This is a genomic window from Shimia sp., from assembly GCF_041624275.1.
In the GTDB taxonomy this organism is placed as follows: Bacteria; Pseudomonadota; Alphaproteobacteria; order Rhodobacterales; family Rhodobacteraceae; genus Shimia.
Genome location: NZ_JBFJVE010000022.1, coordinates 1 through 21,457 on the forward strand (window position 1 = coordinate 1; position 21,457 = coordinate 21,457).

The 21,457-nt window shown below is 64.1% G+C and carries 18 protein-coding genes; 9 read left to right on the plus strand and 9 right to left on the minus strand.

The features are described 5' to 3' along the window. Positions 1–167: 167 nt before the first annotated feature. The 6 genes from ABZD10_RS03205 to acs form a co-directional block, all read right to left on the minus strand. A complete protein-coding gene (locus ABZD10_RS03205; RefSeq protein ID WP_372884661.1) occupies positions 168–686 on the minus strand; it encodes a hypothetical protein in 519 nt (172 codons plus the stop codon). 20 nt (positions 687–706) lie between these two features. Further along, positions 707–2,530 carry a DUF294 nucleotidyltransferase-like domain-containing protein gene (locus ABZD10_RS03210; RefSeq protein WP_372884662.1) on the minus strand — a complete coding sequence of 608 codons (1,824 nt, stop codon included), beginning with the start codon at positions 2,528–2,530 and terminating at the stop codon, positions 707–709. A gap of 108 nt (positions 2,531–2,638) precedes the next feature. Next, on the minus strand, positions 2,639–4,402 hold the full coding sequence (locus tag ABZD10_RS03215; protein WP_372884663.1) for a sodium:solute symporter family protein: 1,764 nt from the start codon (positions 4,400–4,402) through the stop codon (positions 2,639–2,641). A 15-nt stretch (positions 4,403–4,417) separates the two neighbouring features. Further along, positions 4,418–4,675 (minus strand): DUF4212 domain-containing protein, encoded by a 258-nt coding sequence (locus ABZD10_RS03220; RefSeq protein WP_372884664.1) that lies wholly within the window; start codon positions 4,673–4,675, stop codon positions 4,418–4,420. Between the two features lie 79 nt (positions 4,676–4,754). Next, positions 4,755–5,438, minus strand: coding sequence for an adenylate kinase (locus ABZD10_RS03225; protein WP_372884665.1), 684 nt, complete (start codon positions 5,436–5,438; stop codon positions 4,755–4,757). A 5-nt stretch (positions 5,439–5,443) separates the two neighbouring features. Next, positions 5,444–7,408 (minus strand): acetate--CoA ligase, encoded by a 1,965-nt coding sequence (acs, locus tag ABZD10_RS03230; RefSeq protein ID WP_372884666.1) that lies wholly within the window; start codon positions 7,406–7,408, stop codon positions 5,444–5,446. A 674-nt stretch (positions 7,409–8,082) separates the two neighbouring features. On the opposite strand from acs, the gene ABZD10_RS03235 reads away from it, so the two are divergent. From ABZD10_RS03235 to ABZD10_RS03260, 6 genes are all read left to right on the plus strand, one after another. Continuing rightward, complete coding sequence (locus ABZD10_RS03235) at positions 8,083–9,702, plus strand: GMC family oxidoreductase (RefSeq protein WP_372884678.1); 1,620 nt, start codon at positions 8,083–8,085, stop codon at positions 9,700–9,702. A 72-nt stretch (positions 9,703–9,774) separates the two neighbouring features. Then, positions 9,775–11,403: a long-chain-fatty-acid--CoA ligase gene (locus tag ABZD10_RS03240; RefSeq protein ID WP_372884667.1), complete on the plus strand. Its 1,629-nt coding sequence runs from the start codon at positions 9,775–9,777 to the stop codon at positions 11,401–11,403. A 1-nt stretch (position 11,404) separates the two neighbouring features. Next, positions 11,405–13,147 carry an aldehyde dehydrogenase family protein gene (locus tag ABZD10_RS03245; protein WP_372884668.1) on the plus strand — a complete coding sequence of 581 codons (1,743 nt, stop codon included), beginning with the start codon at positions 11,405–11,407 and terminating at the stop codon, positions 13,145–13,147. Positions 13,148–13,205: 58 nt separating this feature from the next. Next, complete coding sequence (locus ABZD10_RS03250; RefSeq protein WP_372884669.1) at positions 13,206–13,817, plus strand: TetR/AcrR family transcriptional regulator; 612 nt, start codon at positions 13,206–13,208, stop codon at positions 13,815–13,817. Positions 13,818–14,226: 409 nt separating this feature from the next. Further along, the gene (gene dusA, locus ABZD10_RS03255) at positions 14,227–15,234 is read left to right on the plus strand and encodes a tRNA dihydrouridine(20/20a) synthase DusA (protein ID WP_372884670.1); all 1,008 of its coding nucleotides are present in this window, start codon (positions 14,227–14,229) and stop codon (positions 15,232–15,234) included. Between the two features lie 68 nt (positions 15,235–15,302). Then, a complete protein-coding gene (locus tag ABZD10_RS03260; RefSeq protein WP_372884671.1) occupies positions 15,303–16,124 on the plus strand; it encodes a sulfite exporter TauE/SafE family protein in 822 nt (273 codons plus the stop codon). Between the two features lie 78 nt (positions 16,125–16,202). Here ABZD10_RS03260 and ABZD10_RS03265 read toward each other — a convergent pair whose 3' ends face one another. Genes ABZD10_RS03265 through ccmI form a run of 3 tightly spaced genes read right to left on the minus strand, consistent with a single transcriptional unit; the run spans position 16,203 to position 18,150 of the window. Then, entirely contained in the window at positions 16,203–16,448 is a 246-nt protein-coding gene (locus ABZD10_RS03265) for a DUF1289 domain-containing protein (protein WP_372884672.1), read from the minus strand. After that, positions 16,445–16,927: a Holliday junction resolvase RuvX gene (ruvX, locus tag ABZD10_RS03270; protein WP_372884673.1), complete on the minus strand. Its 483-nt coding sequence runs from the start codon at positions 16,925–16,927 to the stop codon at positions 16,445–16,447. Before ruvX ends, ABZD10_RS03265 begins: the two co-directional genes overlap by 4 nt. After that, positions 16,924–18,150 (minus strand): c-type cytochrome biogenesis protein CcmI, encoded by a 1,227-nt coding sequence (gene ccmI / locus ABZD10_RS03275; protein ID WP_372884674.1) that lies wholly within the window; start codon positions 18,148–18,150, stop codon positions 16,924–16,926. Before ccmI ends, ruvX begins: the two co-directional genes overlap by 4 nt. 181 nt (positions 18,151–18,331) lie before the next feature. On the opposite strand from ccmI, the gene ABZD10_RS03280 reads away from it, so the two are divergent. From ABZD10_RS03280 to ABZD10_RS03290, 3 genes are all read left to right on the plus strand, one after another. Then, positions 18,332–19,579, plus strand: a complete 1,248-nt coding sequence (locus ABZD10_RS03280; protein ID WP_372884675.1) for a sarcosine oxidase subunit beta family protein — start codon at positions 18,332–18,334, stop codon at positions 19,577–19,579. 15 nt (positions 19,580–19,594) lie between these two features. Beyond that, positions 19,595–19,924 (plus strand): sarcosine oxidase subunit delta, encoded by a 330-nt coding sequence (locus ABZD10_RS03285; RefSeq protein WP_372884676.1) that lies wholly within the window; start codon positions 19,595–19,597, stop codon positions 19,922–19,924. 67 nt (positions 19,925–19,991) lie between these two features. Continuing rightward, a partial coding sequence (locus ABZD10_RS03290; RefSeq protein ID WP_372884677.1) for a 2Fe-2S iron-sulfur cluster-binding protein occupies positions 19,992–21,457 on the plus strand: 1,466 nt, incomplete at its 3' end.

Genomic DNA, 21,457 nt, shown 5'->3' on the forward strand with positions numbered 1-21,457 from the left:
GAAGCCGGCCAGCATGCCGGTGAAGACAAAGGCCGACAGCATGTCTCCGCCAAGGGCGCGGTTGTAGCCGATATAGATCGCCAGCAGAACGAAGCCGGTGCCACCCAGCGCCACCAGGCAGAAGAACAGGAAAATCCGCAGTCGCAGGCTGAGAGACGTGAACATCGCTACCTCTTACAAATCTTGGTCAAAATCGGATCACCGGCGTCGGGTCGGACCCATTCGGCGCCGCTGACCGTGCCGTCATCATGAAACTTGATGGCATCGGCCAGCGCCGCGCGCCGCCCGGTGGCGCAGTCGGCCAGCACGGCGAGTTTCGACACCGGGGCCCAGCGGCCGTAGAAATAGAGGTCGGCCATCTGCATGTCGGGCTGCGCCGCGTGGCTGCTGATCGACACCGTGTCGAGCGCCGCGAAACGTTCGGTAAAGGGTTTCAACAGCGTCCAGGGCCGGTAAAAGGCGCTGCCGTCCACGGTCTGCACGATCTCGAGCCCTTCGGGCAGGCTGGACTTGGTGCGCGGAAACCAGCTGTACTCACTGGAAATCGTCGAGGCCAGCATCGCCGCGCCCGCCGCCACCGGCAGGCTCCATTTCGGCAACCGGCCCTTGAGCCCCTTGTTCAGACCCAGCACGATCCCAGCGGCCGCGAGACCGGCGAAAACGGTGGCGATCAGTTCCAGAAACATAAGTGTTCTCCTCTCGGGCCTCAGCCCAGCATGCCGCGGCCATGTCCGATGGCCGATTGCAGGGTTTTCACGACCACGAAGGCGTCGCGCAGATGGCTGCGTTCGAAATCCGACAGCTCGGCCGGCAGCAGGTAGTTGTCGGGGGCCTGGCCGTCCTTGACCAGGTTGGCCTGATGCATCAGCCGGGTTTCGGCGATCAGGTCATAGGCATCGAGCAGATCCTTGGCGCCCGATTTCGACAGGGTGCCGCTGTGCGCGGCCTCTTCCAGCCGGGCGCGGGTGTTGACCGCGGTCAGCCGCCCCTGCAGGGCGTAGATCCGCGCCAGGTCGACGATCGGCACCACGCCGTTGTGTTTCATGTCGATCTGGTTCTTGTGCTCGCCCGAGCGGATCGTCGCCAGACCGCGCAGCAGCCCCAGCGGCGGCTGGTGCTTGAGCGAGTTCGACACCATATGGGCGACGAAGATCGAGTTTTCGCTGGCCGCCTTCAGCGTCTCTTCCTGAAGGTCGCCGAACAGGTGGAAATGGCCGCCGATGGGGCGCAGGTCGAACATCACGCTGGCCAGCATCTGGGCCTCGGGGTCGGGATTGTTGATCCAGCCCTCGAAATAATCCCGCCACACCCGCAGCGGCTGGCACCAGCGCGGGTTGGTCGCCATCATGTCGCCCGGACAATAGACATAGCCGCAGGTGTTGAGCCCGTCGCAGACGAAGTCGGCAAGGCTGCGGAAATAGGCCATGTCGTCCTCGGTGGCGGAATCATGCAGCATCAGGCAGTTGTCCTGGTCGCTGACCCCGGTCTGCTCCTGACGACCCTGGCTGCCGCAGGCCAGCCACAGGTAGGGCGCCGGGGGCGGGCCGAACTTGTCCTCGGCCAGGGCCAGCAGCCGCCGGGTGGCGGTATCGGCGACATCGGTGATCAGCCGGGTGACGACCTCGTGGCGGTTGCCGCCGGCGACCAGCTGCACCAGCAGCTGGGGAATGCGCGCCGTGACCCTGGCCATGTCCTCGGCGGTGTCGGCATGGGCGATCTCGCTGACCAGCTCGGCCGAGCTGACGGCCTGGAAACGGGTCAGGTCGGTCTGGGTGACGATGCCGACAAGGCGGCCGCTTTCGACGATCGGGATATGGCCGACCTTGCGTTCCATCATCATGTGCAGCACGTCCGAGCCGATCGCCTTGGGCGACAGGGTCACCGGGTTGGTGGTCATCACCTCGCGCACCGGGGTGGTTACCGGGCGGGCCTTGGCCAGAACCTTGCCCGACAGGTCGCGGGTGGTCAGGATGCCGCTCAGGTTGTCGTCTTCGGTCACGCAGAGCGACGAGATGCGCCGCGCATGCATCAGCTGCGCCGCCTCCTGCACGCTGGTGTCCGGGGTGCAGGTCATCGGGCCACGTGCCATCAGCGTCTCGACGAGGCTGGTGGCCAGCGACTGGTCCTGCGGGCGTTCGGCGCGGGTGCGGTCGAAGAACTTGCGCACCGGCGCATGGTCTTCGATCAGCTTGTGAAACGCCGCCGGCGGCAGCACCAGAACCACCGAATGCTCGTCGGCGCGGGCACTGGTCAGCGCCACGCCACCGCGCAGGAGCCCGCGTTCGCCGAAGGAGTTGCGGGTGCCCAGATGCGAGACCACGACGTCGTTTTCGTCGCGCACCTCGATCATGCCTTCATAGACCAGGAACAGGCCGGGCGAGGGCTCGCCGGCGTCATAGGCGGCAAAGCCCTGTTCGATTTCCCAGGCGTCGAACTGCGGCGCCAGGGTCTCGACGACACCCTCGGGCAGCGCGTCGTAAGGATGCACGGATTTCAGGAACCGCACGATCTGGTCTTGGGTCAATGGCATGGAGGAGGGCCTTGAAGTGAAAAGAAAAAGGTCCTGCCCAGTATAGACCGGGCAGGACCGAATTAACAGAGGGCGGGCCGTCGCCTCTGGGCGGCCCGCCCGCCCCGATCAGTGATCCAGAGCGGCGCCAGCACCCTTGGGGATGCGCACGCTTTCGACCAGGTCCTCGATCTCGGCCGGGATCGCATCCGACGATTTCGAGACCACGAAGGCGACCGCGAAGTTGATCAGTGCGCCGATGGCACCGAACGAGGTCGACTTGATGGTGCCCAGAAGCGGGTCAGCATCCGAGAACGAGTTGGTGCCCGGGATGAAGAACCAGCCCTTGTGCAGGAAGATGTAGACCAGGGTCACGATCAGACCTGCCAGCATGCCGGCCACGGCACCCTTGTTGTTCACCTTGGTGAAGATGCCCATCATCAGAGCCGGGAAGATCGACGCTGCCGCCAGACCGAAGGCCAGAGCCACGGTTTGCGCTGCGAAGCCCGGAGGGTTGAGGCCGAGATAGGTGGCCACGGCGATCGCCACCGCCATCGCGATACGGGCGGACATCAGTTCGCCTTTTTCCGAGATGTTGGGGTTGATCGCACCCTTGATGAGGTCGTGGCTCACCGCCGAAGAGATCGCCAGCAGCAGACCTGCCGCGGTGGACAGGGCGGCGGCAAGGCCACCGGCCGCGACCAGCGCGATCACCCAGCCCGGAAGCTGTGCGATTTCAGGGTTTGCCAGAACCAGGATGTCACGGTTCACGCTGAGTTCGGAACCTTCCCAGCCACGTTCGGCAGCGGTTGCCGCGAAGTCAGCCGACTTCTCGTTGTACCACTGGATCTTGCCGTCGCCGTTCTTGTCTTCGTACTTCAGAAGACCGGTCTTTTCCCAGGTCGCCATCCAGTCGGGACGCGATTCATAGTCGATCGGTGCCGATGCGGTGCCGTCGGGATAGACGGTGGTGATCAGGTTCACGCGCGCCATGGCACCCACGGCCGGGGCCGTCAGGTACAGAAGGGCGATGAACACCAGGGTCCAGCCTGCCGACCAGCGTGCGTCCGAGACTTTCGGCACGGTGAAGAAGCGCATGATAACATGCGGCAGACCTGCGGTACCGATCATCAGCGACAGGGTGAACAGAACCATGTTCAGCGTGTCGGCATGGTGTCCGGTGTAGCTGTTGAAGCCCAGCTCGGTGACCAGAGCATCCAGCTTTTGCAGCAGCGGCTCACCCGATGCGGCGTGATCGCCGAACAGGCCCAGACCCGGGATCGGGTTGCCGGTCAGTTGCAGCGAGATGAAGATCGCCGGGATGGTGTAGGCCACGATCAGAACGCAGTACTGCGCCACCTGGGTATAGGTCACACCCTTCATGCCGCCGAACACCGCATAGGCGAAGACCACTGCGGCACCGATCAGCAGGCCGGTGACGTTGTCCACTTCGAGGAAGCGGCCAAAGGCGACGCCGACGCCGGTCATCTGACCGATCACATAGGTGGTCGAAGCCACGATCAGGCAGATCACCGCCACAAGGCGCGCGGTCGGGCTGTAGAAGCGGTCGCCGATGAACTCGGACACGGTGAACTTGCCGAACTTGCGCAGGTAGGGCGCCAGCAGCAGGGCGAGCAGCACGTAGCCGCCGGTCCAGCCCATCAGGAACGACGAGTTGTCATAGCCGGTGAAGGCGATGAGACCGGCCATCGAGATGAACGAGGCGGCCGACATCCAGTCGGCGCCGGTGGCCATACCGTTGGTGATCGGGTGAACGCCGCGACCTGCGGCATAGAATTCCGAGGTCGATCCGGCGCGGGCCCAGATCGCGATCCCGATATAAAGCGCGAAGGACGCGCCAATGAAAATCCAGTTTAGAACAAACTGATCCATCTGTTCCTTGCTCCCTTATTCTTCCACGCCGTGTTCGGCGTCGAGTTTGTTCATCCGCCAGGCGTAGAAGAAAATCAGCGCCAGGAAGACAAGGATTGATCCCTGCTGGGCAAACCAGAAGCCCAGATCAGTTCCGCCGACAGAGATGCCGGCCAAGAGCGGGCGCAGCAGGATGCCGAACCCGAAAGAGACCAGCGCCCAGATGACGAGGCTGATCTTGATGATGCGCAAGTTGGCGGACCAATATGCGTTATTGGATGAGTTGTCGGCCATGTATGGCTCCTCCCTCGTTTCCGTTTCCTCCATAAGAACTGGTCCCTCATGCAACAGGACCGGCCCTTACACTTCCCCCTTACGCCGTCGCCTTTTCGACGATGGCGCTCAGATTGCCGGCAATCACGTCGATATCGCCCATGGCGTCGACCCGTTGCAGGCTGCCCTTGCCGTCATAGTAGGCAATGAGCGGTGCCGTCTGCGCGTGGTAAGCTTCAAGTCGGCTTGCCACGGTTTCGGCATTGTCGTCGGCGCGGCGTTTCATTTCCGTGCCTCCGCATTTGTCGCAGACGCCATCCTTGGCGGGCTGCTTGAATTGGTCATGGTACCCTTCGCCGCAGGCGGCGCAGGTATAGCGGCCGGAAATCCGCGTCACCATGGCCGCGTCCTCGACGTCGAGCGAGATCGCGGCGTTGATCTTCTGGCCGCTTTCGCCCAGCAGCTCGTCCAGCGCTTCGGCCTGGACCGTGGTGCGCGGGAAGCCGTCGAGGATCACGCCCTTGGCGCAGTCCGCGTCCTGGAGCCGGTCGCGCAGGATGTTGATGACGATCTCGTCCGAGACCAGATCGCCGGCTTCCATCACCGCCTTGGCGGCAAGGCCGGCAGGGGTGCCGGCGGCCACGGCGGCGCGCAGAAGGTCGCCCGTCGACAGCTGCACCAGACCGAATTTTTCTTCCAATACGCGCGCCTGGGTCCCTTTCCCGGCCCCGGGAGGGCCGAGAAGGATCAGAACCGGCGCGCCGGCGCCTTTCGTGTCAAGCATGTGAGTTAACCCTTGTTCATCCGGTTTTCGATCAGGTCGTCGACCACCGCCGGTTCCGCCAGCGTCGAGGTGTCGCCCAGGGCGCCATAGTCGTTCTCGGCGATCTTGCGCAGGATGCGGCGCATGATCTTGCCCGAACGGGTCTTGGGCAGGCCGGGGGCCCATTGGATCAGGTCGGGGCTGGCGATGGGGCCGATCTCGGTGCGCACCCAGGTGCGCAGCTCCTTGCGAAGCTCTTCCGAGGGTTCCTGATCGTTCATCAGGGTGACATAGCAGTAGATGCCCTGGCCCTTGATCTCATGCGGGTATCCGACCACGGCGGCCTCGGCGACGGCGGCATGTGCCACCAGTGCGCTTTCGACCTCGGCGGTGCCCATACGGTGGCCCGAGACGTTGATCACGTCATCGACGCGGCCGGTGATCCAGTAATCACCATCTTCGTCGCGGCGGCAGCCGTCACCGGCAAAGTAGTAGCCCTTGTAGTCCGAGAAATAGGTTTTCTCGAAGCGCTCGTGATCGCCCCAGACGGTGCGCATCTGGCCGGGCCAGCTGTCTTTCATGCAGAGCACGCCCTCGACCGGGTAGGTGTGGATCTCTTCGCCCGAGGTGGGCTCGAGAACCACCGGCTGAACGCCGAAGAAGGGTTTCATGGCCGCGCCCGGCTTGGCGGCATGGGCACCGGGCAGGGGGGTCATCATATGGCCGCCGGTCTCGGTCTGCCACCAGGTGTCGACGATGGGGCAGTTGCCCTTGCCGACGACGTTGTAATACCAGTTCCAGGCTTCGGGGTTGATCGGCTCGCCGACGGTGCCCAGCACCTTGAGGCTGGACAGGTCGCAGCGGTTGACGAACTCTTCGCCCTGGCCCATCAGCGCGCGCAGCGCGGTCGGGGCGGTGTAGAACTGGTTCACCTTGTGCTTTTCGCAGACCTGCCAGAAGCGGCTGGCATCCGGGTAGGTCGGCACGCCTTCGAACATCAGCGTGGTGGCGCCATTGGCCAGCGGGCCGTAGACGATATAGCTGTGACCCGTGACCCAGCCGACATCGGCGGTGCACCAGTAGATGTCGCCATCATGGTAGTCGAAGGTGATTTCCTGGGTCATCGCGGCCCAGACGAGATAACCGCCCGAGCAATGCACCACGCCCTTGGGCTGGCCGGTCGACCCCGAGGTATAGAGGATGAACAGCGGGTCTTCGGCATTCATCTCTTCCGCCGGGCAATCGTCGGAGACCTTTTCCAGCTCTTCATGCAGCCAGAAGTCCAGACCATCGCGCCAGGCCACCTGATCGCCGGTGCGCTGCACCACGAGGCATTTGACCTCGTCCACGTCATGCAGCAGCGCCTGGTTGACGTTGTCCTTGAGCTTGGTCTTGCGGCCGCCGCGGGGGGCGGCGTCGGCGGTGATCACCACCTTGGCGTCGCAGCCGTTGATCCGGGCGCCCAGAGCGTCGGGCGAGAAGCCGGCGAAGACGATCGAGTGGATGGCGCCGATGCGGGCGCAGGCCAGCATGGCATAGGCGGCTTCGGGGATCATCGGAAGATAGATGACGACCCGGTCGCCCTTGGCGACGCCCATCGACTTCAGGACGTTGGCCATGCGGCTGACGTTGCCGTGCAGGTCCTTGTAGGTGATATGCTGGGCGGCTTCGTTGGGATCATCCGGCTCGAAGATGATCGCGGTCTGGTCGCCGCGGGTCTCGAGGTGGCGGTCGATGCAGTTCGCGCTGACGTTCAGCGTGCCGTCTTCAAACCATTTGATGTCGATCTTGCCGGGCTCGAAAGAGGTGTTCTTGACCTTGGTGAAGGGCTTGATCCAGTCGATCCGCTTGCCGTGTTCGCCCCAGAAGGCCTCGGGGTCGTTGACCGAGGCGGCGTACATCTCTTCATAGCGCGCAGCGTCCACATGTGCGTTGGCGACCATTTCGGCAGATGGCGCAAAACTTGGGTTGGCGGTTGCATCAGACGACATTGAGGCTCCTCCCTCGAGTTTGGGTTATGCCAGTGGGCTGGCAGATGGGACAGGGGGTGTCCGGTCTTGCATGGATCATAGATGAGACTGAAAATTTTGAAATAAGGCGCCGAAAGGTAAGGATGTTTTTGTAAAGAGGTTTCCAGTTTCGCGGGGAAATTTGTAAAAAGTGGAAAATTTTTGAAAAATAAACGATTAAAAACAGTGCGGTGGGAGTAAAAGATACAATTTTCCAGCGCGCGCGGGGGGGCTGTTTCGATGCTTGTTAGCGCAAATACCCAGAACTGCGTAGGTGTGACAAATGGTTACGGTATGCAATTGTATGCATCCGCATGCAGTAACCCGTGCCCGGCGTGGAATCGCCCTGCGCGCCGCGATCATGGTTTCCGGTCGCGGCGCTGTTGTGGGGCCGGGGCAAGAAACGGGGGGCGGCGCGGTTGAGGAATAGGCCCTGCGATCTGCTCAAATCCTGCGTCACCCGGAACGAGATCGGTGGCAGGGGTGCCCGCAGGCGTGTCGCGAAAGGCTGCGTTGGGTCGCGCTCAAACAATTAAACTGGACTTTTGTCCAAATTTTATGTTTGATGACTTGAGGCCGCAAAGCAAAGGGAGGGGGATTCCCTTGCTTTGGGGGAGGATCCCGTCGCGAACGCGGACGGAAAAAGGGAGAGAGAAATGCAATATGACTTCGTGGTCGTAGGAGGGGGGTCTGCGGGAGCGACGATTGCGTCGCGTCTGAGCGAGAATCCCGACACAAAGGTCTGCCTGCTGGAGGCCGGGGGCGGGGGACGGGATATCCTGATCCGCGCGCCCATGGGTGTGGTGGCGATGCTGCCCGGATATGGCAGGATCAACAACTGGGCTTTCAACACAGTGCCCCAGCCCGGTTTGAATGGTCGGGTGGGCTACCAGCCGCGCGGCAAGGCGCTTGGCGGATCAAGTGCCATCAACGCCATGTTGTATGTGCGCGGACAGAAAGAAGACTATGACAGCTGGGCGGAGCTGGGCAATGAGGGCTGGGACTGGGAAAGCGTCCTGCCCTATTTCAAGAAGGCCGAAAACAACGTGCGGGGCGCTAGCGATGCCCATGGCAACAGCGGCCCGCTACAGGTTTCGGATCAAAAGGCGCCCCGTCCGATTTCCGAAGCCTTCATCGAGGCCAACAGGGAAATGCAGATCAGACGTGTCGAAGATTTCAATGCGGGCGACAACGAGGGCGCTGGCTACTGGCAGACCACGATCTGGCACGACAAGGAAAAGAATGGCGAGCGCTGTTCCGCCGCTTCGGGCTATCTGTTTCCGGTCATGGACAAGCGCCCCAATCTCACGGTGATCACCGGGGCGCATGCCACCAGAATCCTGTTCGAAGGCAAGCGGGCGGTCGGCATAGCCTATCGTCAGGGGAAGAAAACCAAGCAGGTTCATGCCCGCAAGGAGGTGATCCTCAGTGGTGGCGCCTTCCAGTCGCCGCAGCTGCTGCAGTTGTCCGGTGTCGGCCGGCCTCAGGATATCACCCCGCACGGGATCGGGATGGTGCATGAATCCCCGGGCGTCGGACAGAACCTGCAGGACCATCTCGATTTCATCATGGCCTACAAGTCCAAGGATCGCGACAATCTCGGCATCGGGCTGCGTGCGACGGTAAAACTGGTCGGCGAAATCTTCAAATGGCGCAAGCATGGCAATTCCATGGTCGCCTCAACAATCACCGAATGCGGTTCCTTCTTCAAAACCGATCCGGCCCTGGAGCGCCCGGATGTGCAGACCCATTTCGTGATCTCCATTGTCGATGACCATGCGCGCAAGCTGCATCTGGGGCATGGCTATTCCTGCCATGTCTGCGTGCTGCGGCCGCATTCGCGGGGCGAGGTTTTCCTGCAGTCCGACGATCCGTTGGCGGCGCCCGGCATTGATCCGAAATTCCTTTCGGATGACCGCGATCTGCAGACCCTGATCAGGGGGGCCAAGATGACCCGCGCCATTCTCGAGGCGCCGGCCTTGGCGAAATACCGGCACAAGGAACTCTTCGGCGTGCATGACAACACCACGGACGCAGAATGGGAGCAGCATATCCGCAACCGTGCCGACACGGTGTATCACCCCGTGGGGACCTGCAAGATGGGCATCGACGACATGGCCGTGGTCGACCCGCAGCTGAAAGTGCACGGGCTGCAAGGTCTGCGCGTGGCCGACGCCTCGGTCATGCCGCTGCTGGTGTCGGGCAACACCAACGCGCCGTCGATCATGATCGGAGAGAAATGCGCCGACATGATCAAGGCCGAATACGCCGCCTGATCCGTTAAACCGATCCGCGCCTTGTGCAGGGGCGGAGGCTTCAAACATGACCGAAAAACCGGGAGACCGCCCATGCTGGGTTCGATGATGAAACAAGAGCTGCTGATCAGCGATCTGATCGTGCATGCCGGGAAATACCACGCGGATACCGAAATCGTCAGCCGCGAGACGACAGGTGAATTGAATGTCACGAATTGGAGCGCGGTGGCCGCCGCTTCGCGCAGGCTTGCTTCGGCCTTGGGCACCCTTGGCCTGGAGCAGGGCGACCGAGTTGCCACCCTGGCCTGGAACAACCATCGCCACCTGAAAACCTGGTTCGCGGTTTCCGGCGGCGGCATGGTCTGCCACACGCTGAACCCGCGCCTGCCACCCGAGCAGTTCATCTTCATCTGCAACGATGCCGGCGACAGGGCGATCCTTTTCGACAAGACCTTCATGCCCTTGATCACGGCAACGAAAGCGCAGCTGAAGACGATCGAACATTTCATTTTCATGGGCGCGCGCGACGAGGATGTCGTTGCGGCTCTGCCGGAAGCCGTGTTTTTCGACGAGCTGATCGAAGAGGGCGATGACGGCTATGAATGGCCTCGGATCAGCGAGAATACGGCCTGCTCCCTGTGTTACACATCAGGCACGACCGGCAATCCCAAGGGGGTGCTCTACTACCATCGCTCGACGATGATCCATACCTTCGCGATCTCATTGCCGGATGCGCTGGCACTTTCGGCATCCGAGACGATCCTGCCGGTTGTTCCGATGTTCCACGCAAACGCCTGGGGAATTCCCTACGCCGCCGCGATGACCGGCGCCAAGCTGGTGATGCCCGGCCCGATGCTGGATGGTGACAGCCTGCTGGGCCTGATTGACGACCAAAAGGTCACCCTGGCGCTGGGCGTGCCGACAATCTGGATGATGCTGCTGGCCTCGGCCGAGAAAAACGGCTCCAGGATGGCGACCCTGCGCCGCAACGTCATTGGCGGTTCGGCTGCGGCACCTTCGATGATCGCGGCCTTCCGGGATCTCTATGACTGCGACACGATTCATGCCTGGGGCATGACCGAAACCTCGCCTCTGGGAACGGCCAACCTGCCGAAAGGCAAACATGCCGACCTCGATGCCGAGGCGATGGCGCTTTTGCGCCTGGGGCAAGGCCGCCCTCCGTTCGGGATCGACCTGCGGATCGTGGACGATGAGGGCAGGCCGCTGCCCCATGACGGTGAGGCCCAGGGCGCTTTGCAGTGCCGTGGCCACTGGGTTGTCGAGACCTATTTCGGCAAGGAGGCTGCGGCGACGACGGATGATGGCTGGTTCGACACCGGGGACGTGTCCTCGATAGATGCGGATGGCTTCATGGTGATCCGGGACAGGACCAAGGACATTATCAAATCGGGCGGAGAGTGGATTTCCTCGGTTGATCTCGAAAACATCGCCGTATCGCACCCCGGCGTGGCCATGGCGGCTGCGATCGGCGCGGCGCATCCGAAATGGGACGAGCGTCCGATCGTCATCGCCGTAAAGGCCGAGGGGGCCGATCCGAGCGAGGGCGAGATCATCGCAATGTATGACGGCAAGGTGGCAAGCTGGCAGGTGCCCGACGCCGTGGTGTTCACCGATGAAATCCCCCTGAATGCCACGGGCAAGATGCTCAAGAACCAGCTGCGCGCCCGGTTCGGCAATACTTTGATCGAAAGAGGTGTTTGAGATGCTTGACGCGGCACAAATCACGCTGGCCGGGCAGGATGCCCTGTATGAGGCCTACGAGGACGCGCTGACGGTTCTGGATGGCAACAAGGACAAATGGGCGCGTTTGCCGGTACCCGAACGGATCAGGCTGCTGGCGGATATGAAGGACGGCATCCTCAAGGTGGCCAAGGGCTGGGCAGAAGAGGCGGCCCGCAAGAAGGGCCTGAAACCGGGCACCGCCGTGGCCGGCGAGGAGTGGATTGCCGGACCCTACGCCTGTATGGCCGGCTGCAATGGTCTGATGAACACGCTGCGCCAGATGCAAGGGAAGAGGTTCCTGGACCATTTGCCGACGCGGGACCTGGTGACCGGCCAGCTGGCCGTGAAGGTGCTGCCTCATTCCCTGTGGGACCGATTGTTGCTGTCGGGTGTCTCGGCAGAGGTCTGGATGCAGAAGGGGGTGAACGCGGCCAACTTGAAAACCCACGCGGCCACTGCCTATGACGGGCCGGCGAACCAGCGTCGGGGCAAGGTGGCCCTGGTGCTCGGGGCCGGCAACGTCAACGCCATCACCCCGCTGGACGTTCTGCAAAAACTGTATCTGGAAAACCAAGTGGTGATCCTGAAGATGAACCCGGTCAACGACTATCTGACCGACTACTACAAGATCGCGATGAAGCCTTTCATCGACGAGGGCTATCTGCGCATCGTCAGGGGCGATTCCAAAGGGGGGGCCTATCTCTGCGATCACCCGACAATCGAAGAACTGCACATAACCGGGGCGAACAGCACCCATGATGCGATCGTCTGGGGAGTCGGAGAGGAAGCCGAAAGGAACCGGAAAGCGGGCACACCGAAAAACGCCAAACGCTTCACCTCGGAACTCGGTGGCGTCGGCCCGACCATCGTGGTGCCCGGACCGTGGTCATCCACAGACATCAGCTTTCAGGCGGAAAACATTGCCACGATGAAGCTGCATAACTCGGGCCACAACTGCGTGGCCGTTCAGGCGCTTGTCATGCCCAAAGGCTGGAACAAGGGGGCGCGGCTGATCGCTGCGGTCAAGAACGTCGCGTCCAAGTCGACCCGTCCGGCCTGGTATCCCGGCGCTGAACAGCGCCTCGAGACCTATGCCGAGCACAGTGGCAGGGTTGACAGGGTCGACCGGGGCCCGATTGCGCCGCCACTGGTCGTCGGCGAGTTCCGCGAGGACATGTTCAACGCGTCCTGCGAGGTTTTCGCGCCGGCTCTGAGTATCAAGGAACTGGATGCGCCTGATCCGGCCACCTACCTCGAGGCGGCGGTGCGTTTCGCCAACGAGGAACTCGCGGGAACCCTGGGTGGTCAGATTCTGATCCACCCGAAGACGATCCGCAAGATAGGCAGGAAACGGTTCGAGGAAATCCTTGCCGAACTGCGCTATGGCACGATTGGCATCAATGGCTGGTGCGGCCTGGGCTTTCTGATCACCGCCTGTCCCTGGGGCGCTTTTCCCGGTCACACAATTGACGACGTCGGTTCGGGAATTGGCACCGTGCACAATAGCTTCATGCTCGAGAACACCGAACGCTGCGTGGTCAGGGCCCCCTGGCGGCCCTTTCCGCGCGGGCTGCTGTCGCTGCAGTTCTCTTTGTTGCCACGCCCGCCATTCTTCATAACCAACAAGCGTCAGCACAAGATCGGCGAGGCCTTGACCCGATTTCAGCACCGGCCGAGTTGGCTCAAGCTGCCGAGGATATTCTACCACGCCCTGATGGGTTAGACGGAATTTGCGGGCGGAAGGGCTTGCCTTCCGCCTGGCGAACGCCGATGTGTGTCCCATGAATGAACTGCCTGCAAAACTGAAGGCGCGCGCCGAACGAAAAAGCGCCAAGAGAGAAGCCAAGAAACGTCAGATCGCGGAAAGCGCCATCGAGGCACTGAAAGAGCTGGGCTATGCCAATACGTCGCTGCGGGATATCGCGGACAAATGCGATCTGTCCTTGGGGATGCTGCATTACTACTTCGAGGATCGGTCGGACCTGATCATCTACTGCGTCTCGATCTACAAGCAGGAATTCGTTCGCAACATCGTCGAGGCGCTGAACGAGTCACGCGGGCGCGAACAGGTGATCTCGGCCTTTTCCGAGGCGCTGGTTTCATCGATTGTCGACGATGAGATGACCCATCGCCTGTGGTATGACATTCGGACCCAAGCGATGTTTGACGCCAGCTTCCGCCCGGTGGTGGCAGAGATCGAAGGTATGCTGATCGACATCGTGCGCTCGGCCTTCGAACGGGCCGGAAAACCCGTGCCCGAACAGATCGAGATCTATTATGCGCTGCTGGATGGCGCGTTCCGCCACCTCATGCAGGGGCAGATCGGAAGCGAAACCCGCACCCGCGAAGAGCTTGCCGCCACTTTCCGCGCGCTCTTGGCGCAGTTCTTGTAACCGGCTTTGTTTCCGACGCGTCAGGGCTTTGGTATTCCGGGCGGTGTGCCTTCCGCTGCGGGTATCGCCGAGGTCGGCGTTCGAGGCGGCGCAACCGGTTTCAGCCATGTCATGCACCGCGCGGCCCGGCGCCGCGATGCCGCCTGACCTTGTTGCGGCAAATGCTCGTCGCCTACCGGCCTCCGCGCTGCGAAGTCAGGCGGCAGAGCGCATCTGAAACCTGGGGCGGCGCAGGGGTCTTGGCAGCGGAAGGCGCGGTTCTCGGGCACCTGTCCGCGCCTGCGAGATGTGCTAAACCGTAGCACGCTCGAATCAAGACCCTCCGAACCCCCCCGGAATTTCGGTGAACCCAGGCGATATCGTGTGACGCCGAGTTCAGGGCAAATTCGGGGCATATGGAGTGAACGCTTTGAAAGATAACGCACGAAAAGCAGCCCGCCTTTCCGTCGCACCGATGCTCGACTGGACCGACCGCCATTGCCGCTATCTGCACCGGCTGCTGTCGCGCGAGACCCTGCTTTACACCGAGATGGTCACCGCCCCGGCGCTGGTGCGGGGCGGGGCGGTGCATCTGCTGGACCACAGCCCCGAAGAGCACCCGGTGGCGCTGCAGCTGGGCGGGTCGGACCCGCGCGAACTGGCCGAGGCGACCCGGCTGGCGGCGGCGCGCGGCTATGACGAGGTCAACCTCAATGTCGGCTGCCCCTCGGACCGGGTGCAGTCGGGCACCTTCGGGGCGGTGCTGATGAAATCCCCGGGGCTGGTGGCCGACTGCGCGGCGGAAATGATCGCCGCGAGCCCGGTCGAGGTGACGGTGAAATGCCGCATCGGCGTCGACGATCAGGAGCCGCGCGAGGTGCTGCCGGATTTCCTTGATAAGATTGCAGGGGCCGGGGTGCGCCGTGTCACCATCCATGCCCGCAAGGCCTGGCTCAAGGGGCTGAGCCCGAAGGAGAACCGCGATATTCCGCCGCTGGACTACGCTCTTGTACACGAGATGAAGGCGGCCTTTCCGCAGCTGCACCTGTCGGTCAATGGTGGCGTGGCCTCGCTGGCCGAGGCGCAGGGCTTTCTCGAGGCCGGGCTTGACGGGGTGATGATCGGGCGCGCCGCCTATCACAGCCCGGCCGAGATCCTGCTGGGGGCCGACCGGCTGATCTTTTGCCGCGACCATGCCACGACTGCCGAACAGGCGGTCGCCGACATGCTGCCCTATATCGAGCGTCACCTGACCGGGGGCGGGCGTCTGCACCAGATCAGCCGCCACATGCTGGGCCTTTTCGCCGGACGCCCCGGGGCGCGGATGTGGCGCCGCACCCTGTCGGAAGGGGCCAGCCGCAAGAATGCCGGGCCCGAACTGCTGCTCGCGGCACTGGCCCATGTCACCGCGGCCGCCGAACCCGCCCGGTCCGCGTGACGCCGATGCCCGCCCGCGCCCCCTGCCATCAACCCCGCCGATAAGGCCCGCCGATAAGGAACGACCCGATGCCCGATCTCTCGCTTCTGTTGCCACTGGTCGCCATGCTGATGGTGATCGGCGCCTTTGCCGGGGTGCTGGCCGGCCTGCTCGGGGTCGGCGGCGGCATCATCCTGGTGCCGGCCTTCTTCTATGCCTTTCAGGCGCTGGGATATGGCGGCGCGCAGCTGATGCAGGTGTGTCTGGCGACCTCGCTGGCGACCATCATCGTCACCTCGGTGCGCTCGGTTCTGAGCCACAACCGGAAGGGCGCCGTCGACTGGTCGATCCTGCGCACATGGGCGCCGGGCATTGCCGTCGGCGCGGTGCTGGGGGTGCTGGTGGCGGCCGCGCTGCGCTCGGTCACGCTGCAGGCGATCTTTGGCTGTCTCGGCATCGTGATCGGCCTTTACATGGGCTTCGGCCGCCCCGAGTGGCGCCTTGCCGCCGAGATGCCCAAGGGCCTCAGGCGGGCGCTTTTCAGCCCGGCGGTGGGCTTCATGTCGGTGCTGATGGGGATCGGCGGCGGCAGTTTCGGCGTGCCGCTGATGGCGCTGCACAACGTGGCCATCCACCGCGCCGTGGCGACGGCGGCGGGCTTTGGGGTGCTGATCGCGGTGCCCTCGGTCGCGGGCTTTCTTCTGCTTGACATTTCAGCACCTTCGCGCCCGCCCTTCACCATTGGCGCGGTGAATGTGCCGGCCTTTCTGCTGGTCATCGCGATGACGCTGCTGACCGCGCCGCTGGGGGTCAGGATCGCCCATGCCATGGACCCCAAGCCGCTGAAGCGGGTGTTCGCGGTGTTCCTGACGCTGGTGGCGCTGAACATGCTGCGCAAGGCTTTCTGGTAAGCGCCGGTCCTGCGCCGGTCCTGCGCCGGGCGGCGGGGGGCGGCGGGGGGCAGCACCCGCCGGGCATGACCACCGGGGTCAGCGCGCCGTGCGCGCGGCGCGCCCGCCACGGCGCTTGCGCAGGCGCGGTGCGCGCGCCGGCAGTTCCTGCATGATGGCGCTGCGCTCATCCGGTGTCATCTTCGACCAGCGGCTGATCTCGTCGATGCTGCGCAGGCAGCCGGTGCACAGCCGCTCTTCAGGGTGGATCACGCAGACCTGCACGCAGGGGCTGTCCACCTCGTTGCGTTTCCAGACGCGATCTTTCTCGGATTTGCCGCTCACATGTCGCTCCTCAGATGGGCCAGCCGGTCCAGCACCCCCTGAAGAATAAACGAGGCCGCCACGTGGTCGATCACCTCGGAGCGACGCTTGCGTGTCGTATCCGCCTCGAGAAGCGCCCTTTCGGCGGCCACGGTCGACAGCCGCTCGTCCCAGAAGCCGATCGGCAGGGGGGTGAGTTTCGACAGGTTGCGGGCAAAGGCGCGGGTCGACTGGGCGCGCGGCCCTTCCGAGCCGTCCATGTTCAGCGGCAGGCCTAGGATGATGCCGCCGACGCTGCGATGGTCGATGATTTCCAGAAGCCGCGCCGCGTCGGTGCCGAATTTCTTGCGCTTCACGGTCTCGAGCGGCGTCGCCACCGACTGAAAACTGTCCGAGACCGCGACGCCGATGGTCTTGGTGCCGAGGTCCAGCCCCATCAGCGCCTGCATGCGGGGCAGGGCCGCGGCCAGGTCTTCCATGTGCTCATGGACATGGATCATTGCACCAGCCCGGCCTGCGCCGCCGCGGCGCGCAAGACGGCCAGCGCCGCGCCGTCGCCGTCAAATACCCTTTGCGCCCGGTCCCAGGCCGAGGCCGCCTCGGCGCTGTCGCCCATCGTGCCATAGGCGCCGATCAGCCGCGCCCATTCCTCGGCCGAGCCGCCTTCGTCGTCGAGCCGCTCGGCGAGGCTGGCGACCATGCCGCGGATCATCTCCTGCTGCTCTTCGGCGCTCATCTGGCCGGCGGCCTCGAGATCCTCGGGCGTCGGTCCGGCAGGGGTTTCGGCAGCGGCGGGCATGCGGAAATCGACCCCGGCGAGCCAGGCCAGCTCTTCGATGCGGGCCCGGATCGGGATCAGCCATGGCGCCTCTGCCGGCCCTTCGTAAAGCAGCTCTTCCCAGATCTGGAAGGCCAGGTCGGGGCGGTCGTTCTGGATCAGCATCAGGCCCCAGTAATAGCGCGCCACCGGATGGCGCGGCGCCAGTTTCATCGCCGCCGTCAGCGCCGCCTCGGCCTCGGGCGAGACATAGCCCTGGGTCGCGGAGATCATCAGCTCGGCATAGAAGATGTGATCCTGCGCGGTGGCCTTCTCGTCCAGAAGCCGCAGCACCTCGCGCTGCGCCGCATAGGCGGCGCGGTCATTGCCAAGATTGGCCTCGGTGCGGGCCAGAAGCCTGTTCCCCTGCAGGTCGTCCGGCCGCCCGGCCACCTTGTCGCGCAGCTTGAGCACCAGCGCGGTATATTCGTTCTCGGGGTTCAGCGGCGCCGGCGCCGGCAGCTTGGCCTCGAATTCGGCCTGGCTGGCGCGGCTTGCGTGCAGTTCCTTCGAGGCGGCGATCCGCGCCTGCAACGGCAGGTCGCCATAGCCCGGCGCGCCCAGAACCCAGTACAGCCCGAGCCCGCCGCCAAGCACCACCAGCGCCATCAGCGCCATCAGGGCGGTCGCGCCGGCGCGCGGCTGGCCGCCGCTGTCGCCGCCGCTCTGAAGCTGCGCATCCGCCGCCAGAATGCGCCGCGAGACCTCGGTGCGCACCCGTTCCGCGTCGGCGGCGGCGATCACGCCGCGCGCCAGGTCGCGGTCGACTTCCTTCAGCTGGTCGCGATAGACGCGCAGGTCATAGGCCGCCGGCGGCTCTTCTCCGCTGCGTCCCATCAGCAGGGCGCGCGTCAGCAGGCCGAGAACGGCCAGCGCGATGACAACGGCGATGATCCAGAATAGCATGGGGCCTCTCCAGCTGGTTTCGCCCCCCGTCTACCGTGCCCGGACGCCGGAAAAAAGGCCAAAACGCCGGTCGCGACCCGGATGTCGCAACCGACCGGCAAAGGGACGGTTTATACCGTGAGAACCGGCACCGGCAGGGTATGACGAAAGCAGACTTTCTCCGACACCGGAATCAACGACCATGAGACGCTATTCAGCATTTGCCATCGCCCGCGAGGCCGCACGGTTCCACACAGGCTGGGAGCGCGCCTGGCGTTCGCCGGAGCCGAAAAAGAAATACGACGTGATCATCGTGGGTGCCGGCGGCCATGGCCTGGCCACCGCCTTCTACCTCGGCAAGAATTTCGGCATCACCAATGTCGCGATCATCGAAAAGGGCTGGCTGGGCGGCGGCAACACCGGCCGCAACACCACCATCATCCGCTCCAACTACCTTCAGGATCCCTCGGCGGCGATCTACGAAAAAGCCCGTTCGCTCTACGAGACCATGTCTCAGGATCTGAACTACAACGTCATGTTCTCCCCGCGCGGCGTGATGATGCTGGCCCAGACCCAGTCCGAGATCCGCGGCTACGAGCGCACCGCCCATGCCAATGCGCTGCAGGGGGTGAAGACCGAGTTCATCGGCCCCGAGCGGGTCAAGGAGCTGGTGCCGATCATCAATATCGACGGTCCGCGCTATCCGGTTCTGGGGGCGCTCTGGCAGGAACGCGGCGGCACCGGCCGACACGACGCGGTGGCCTGGGGCTATGCCCGGGCCTGCTCGGACATGGGCATGGACATCATCCAGAAATGCGAAGTGACCGGCGTGCGTCAGGCGGGCGGCAAGGTGGTCGGCGTCGACACCACCCGCGGCGCGATCGATTGCGACAAGCTTGGTCTGGTGGTGGCCGGCAACTCGGGCGATCTGGCGCGCATGGCCGGCTTCCGCCTGCCGATGGAAAGCGTCGCCCTCCAGGCGCTGGTCTCCGAGCCGATCAAACCCTGCATGGACGTAGTGGTCATGGCCAACACCGTGCACGGCTACATGTCGCAGTCGGACAAGGGCGAGATGGTCATCGGCGGCGGCACCGACGGGTTCAACAACTACACCCAGCGCGGCTCGTTCCACCATGTCGAGGAAACCGTGCGCGCCCTGGTCGAGACCTTCCCCATCGTCTCGCGGCTGAAGATGCTGCGCCAGTGGGGCGGCATCGTCGATGTGACCGGCGACCGCTCGCCGGTGATCGGCAAGACGCCGCTGGGCAATTGTTTCATCAACGCCGGCTGGGGCACGGGGGGCTTCAAGGCCATCCCCGGCGGCGGCTGGGCCACGGCCGAGCTGATCGCCAGGGGCGAGCCGGGCCCGCTTTGCGCCGAATTCGGCATGGACCGTTTCATCGAGGGCCGCTTCATCGACGAAAGCGTCGCGGCCGGCGTGGCACATTAAGGAAAGGGCAAAGACATGCTGACCCTCAACTGCCCCTATTGCGGCGTCGATGCCGAGGAAACCGAACTCCACGCCGAGGGCGAAGCGCATCTCAAGCGCTATGGCCCCGGCTCGAGCGACGATGAGTTCGAAGGCTATCTCTTCATGCGCGAGAACCCCAAGGGGGTGCATTTCGAACGCTGGCGGCACCAAAGCGGCTGCGGCAAGTTCTTCCACGCCGCCCGCTCGACCACTACGCTCGAGGTTTTCGGCACCTACAGCGCCCAGACGCTGGAGCCGCCGCAGGACATCAAGGACGCCATCACCGCCAAGCACCCCGGCTGGACGTGGAGAGAGTTCTCATGACTTTCTCTTGCACCAAATATCCTCGCCGAAGGCTCCCATCCCCACAAACCACGAAGGGGTCAGACACATGAGCACCCGCCTCGCCACCGGCGGCCGTTTGCTGAACAAGGGCAAACAGCTGCATTTCACCTTCAACGGCAAGCAGTTCACCGGCTACGAGGGCGACACGCTCGCCTCGGCGCTTCTGGCCAATGACCAGATGATGATGGGCCGCTCGTTCAAGTACCACCGCCCGCGCGGCGTCGTCGCCTCGGGCGCCGAAGAGCCCAACGCGCTGGTCAACCTCGGCCAGGGCGGCAAGTTCGAACCCAACCAGCGTGCCACCACCACCGAGCTGTTCGACGGGCTCAGCTGCACCAGCCAGAACCACTGGCCGAGCCTCGAGTTCGATGTCGGCGCGGTGAACAACTACATGACCCGTTTCTTCCCGGCGGGCTTCTATTACAAGACCTTCATGTTCCCGGCCTTCGCCTGGAAACATGTGTTCGAACCCATCGTGCGCCAGTCGGCCGGCCTTGGCCAGGTGCCCAAGGACCGCGACGCCGACACCTACGAGCATTTCTATGCCTTCGTCGATGTGGTGGTGATCGGCGGCGGCATTGCCGGGCTCGAGGCGGCCCGGGCCGCAGGCGCCTCGGGGGCCAAGGTGCTGCTGATGGAACAGACCGCCCATTGGGGTGGCCGCACGCCCGTCGACGGCGGCGAGATCGACGGCGCGCCGGCCTCGGCGCATATCGACCGGCTGGTGGCCGAGCTCGAAGCCATGGAAAACGTCACCCTGCGCAATCGCATGATGGGGGCAGGGGTCTATGACCACGGCTATGTGCTGGGCTACGAGCGCCTGACCGATCACGCCCCGCAGATGGATGGCCCGCGCCACCGCCTGTGGCGCATCCGCACCAAGCAGATCGTCACCGCCACCGGCGCCATCGAACGCCCGCTGTCCTTTGCCGGCAATGACATCCCCGGGGTCATGCTGGCCTCGGCGGTGCGCGACTATCTGGTCGATTACGGCGTCTCCTCAGGCGATCGCACCGTGGTCGTCACCAACAACGATGACGCCTATCGCACCGCGATCGCGCTGAAAAACGCCGGTCTTGAAGTGCCGGTGATCCTGGATGCGCGCGCCTCGGGTGGCGGGGTGCTGGCCGACGAAGCGCGCGCCATGGGCATCCGCGTCGAGAACGGCAAGGGTATCGCCAAGGTCAAGGGCAGCAAGCGCGTGACCGGCGTGGCGATCTGCGCCCAGGCCGGAGAAGGCGCGGTTCTGGAAGAGATCAAATGCGACGCCGTGGCCATGTCGGGTGGCTGGTCGCCGGTGGTGCACCTGTGGTCGCACTGCGGCGGCAAGCTGACCTGGGACGAGACCCAGGCGCATTTCCGCCCCGATCCGGCGCGCGCCCCGACCAACCAGAATGGCGCTGGCTTTGTGGTCACCGCCGGAGCGGCCAGCGGGCCTCTGGACCTGAGTGGCGTCGTGTCTGACGCCGCCGCCGCCGGTGCGCAGGCCGCAAGCGCCGCCGGTTTCGAAAC

Bases quoted from the DNA above. Each gene is read 5' to 3' on its own strand.
- ccmI (WP_372884674.1), bottom strand. From the start codon at position 18,150: ATGCTATTCTGGATCATCGCCGTTGTCATCGCGCTGGCCGTTCTCGGC.
- ABZD10_RS03210 (WP_372884662.1), bottom strand. From the start codon at position 2,530: ATGCCATTGACCCAAGACCAGATCGTGCGGTTCCTGAAATCCGTGCAT.
- ABZD10_RS03250 (WP_372884669.1), top strand. From the start codon at position 13,206: ATGAATGAACTGCCTGCAAAACTGAAGGCGCGCGCCGAACGAAAAAGC.
- ABZD10_RS03285 (WP_372884676.1), top strand. From the start codon at position 19,595: ATGCTGACCCTCAACTGCCCCTATTGCGGCGTCGATGCCGAGGAAACC.
- ABZD10_RS03220 (WP_372884664.1), bottom strand. From the start codon at position 4,675: ATGGCCGACAACTCATCCAATAACGCATATTGGTCCGCCAACTTGCGC.
- ABZD10_RS03245 (WP_372884668.1), top strand. From the start codon at position 11,405: ATGCTTGACGCGGCACAAATCACGCTGGCCGGGCAGGATGCCCTGTAT.
- acs (WP_372884666.1), bottom strand. From the start codon at position 7,408: ATGTCGTCTGATGCAACCGCCAACCCAAGTTTTGCGCCATCTGCCGAA.
- ABZD10_RS03205 (WP_372884661.1), bottom strand. From the start codon at position 686: ATGTTTCTGGAACTGATCGCCACCGTTTTCGCCGGTCTCGCGGCCGCT.
- ABZD10_RS03260 (WP_372884671.1), top strand. From the start codon at position 15,303: ATGCCCGATCTCTCGCTTCTGTTGCCACTGGTCGCCATGCTGATGGTG.
- ABZD10_RS03240 (WP_372884667.1), top strand. From the start codon at position 9,775: ATGCTGGGTTCGATGATGAAACAAGAGCTGCTGATCAGCGATCTGATC.
- ABZD10_RS03225 (WP_372884665.1), bottom strand. From the start codon at position 5,438: ATGCTTGACACGAAAGGCGCCGGCGCGCCGGTTCTGATCCTTCTCGGC.
- ABZD10_RS03280 (WP_372884675.1), top strand. From the start codon at position 18,332: ATGAGACGCTATTCAGCATTTGCCATCGCCCGCGAGGCCGCACGGTTC.
- ruvX (WP_372884673.1), bottom strand. From the start codon at position 16,927: ATGATCCATGTCCATGAGCACATGGAAGACCTGGCCGCGGCCCTGCCC.
- ABZD10_RS03215 (WP_372884663.1), bottom strand. From the start codon at position 4,402: ATGGATCAGTTTGTTCTAAACTGGATTTTCATTGGCGCGTCCTTCGCG.
- ABZD10_RS03235 (WP_372884678.1), top strand. From the start codon at position 8,083: ATGCAATATGACTTCGTGGTCGTAGGAGGGGGGTCTGCGGGAGCGACG.